Below are 956 nucleotides of genomic sequence, written 5' to 3'. Positions count from 1 at the left end.
ACCGGAAGTAGAGCCACACCACATGGCTGATGATCTCCCGAGGGTAGCGGAAACCGCGGTAAAGTTGAGAACCTGTCATCTCATCATTTTATCGAGGCGCGGCCGGCTGTGGCAACTTGACAATGCCCTCCTCAATGTGTCGTAGCGGAAGGAAGAAGGCGACCGACCGTTCTAAATTTCCGTTTGGAAATGCGCCTTGGCGCATCTGCATCGGCCTCCACCCCCCGACCACCCGGATATGGCACCCTGTTGCGCGGTCGGGTGAGGGTCGAGGATCGGTGGGAAAGCCCAAAATGCGCTCTTACGGTCATTTCCAAACAGGCGCTCAGGCCGGGAGGACGTCCTGATCTTTGCTTGCCGCCCAGACCCGATATCTCTTGCCGAGGCGATCATCGACGAGCTTCGTGTCCATATATTCCACAAGGCGGCTGATTTTACCGCCCCTGAAATTCAGGAGGTACAGATAGTCCTGATTGTAGGACTCGCCGTCCACCGTCTCACCGGTGCCCGAGGCATGACATACGAGACGGTCCTCCTCCGCCGTCATGGAGTGCAGTTCCAACCGTACGCCGTTGGGCAGAACCTGGCTCACAAACCCATAGATCTCAGCGATTTCCGGCCCCGTCCGTTCGCCGGAAAGCACGCACGAACCGGGGATTTTCAGGACGAAGTCATCGGTGATTTCCGCCGCGATGCCGGGGCCGTCGAGCGAACCCATGGCCTCGAACAATCGGGTGGCCGCCGCCTTGTGCGCACGAGCCGAATTCTCGCTGTCATTCCCGGTCATACAACGCTCCTTGAGTCGGCCCCGTTATCGATCCGTCGCTATGGCATTGTCAAGTTGCTGAGCCGACGAGACGAGTTTCGGAATCCGGAGCGAAATGGCCGCGGCTCGGATAACAAATGTCCCAGGTTATGCATTCTTCGCTACATCGGTGACCTCATTCCAGAGAGAA

Annotated in this window: 1 protein-coding gene; it reads right to left on the bottom strand. The window is 58.1% G+C overall.

What is annotated here, in order from left to right:
* Positions 1-325 precede the first annotated feature (325 nt).
* Positions 326-787 (bottom strand): nuclear transport factor 2 family protein, encoded by a 462-nt coding sequence (locus WP12_RS00085; RefSeq protein WP_046191737.1) that lies wholly within the window; start codon positions 785-787, stop codon positions 326-328.
* Between the last annotated feature and the right edge of the window lie 169 nt (positions 788-956).

The organism is Sphingomonas sp. SRS2 (assembly GCF_000971055.1).
Classification (GTDB): Bacteria; Pseudomonadota; Alphaproteobacteria; order Sphingomonadales; family Sphingomonadaceae; genus Rhizorhabdus.
This window is presented reverse-complemented; position numbering and strand designations above follow the sequence as displayed.

Bases quoted from the DNA above. Each gene is read 5' to 3' on its own strand.
- WP12_RS00085 (WP_046191737.1), bottom strand. From the start codon at position 787: ATGACCGGGAATGACAGCGAGAATTCGGCTCGTGCGCACAAGGCGGCG.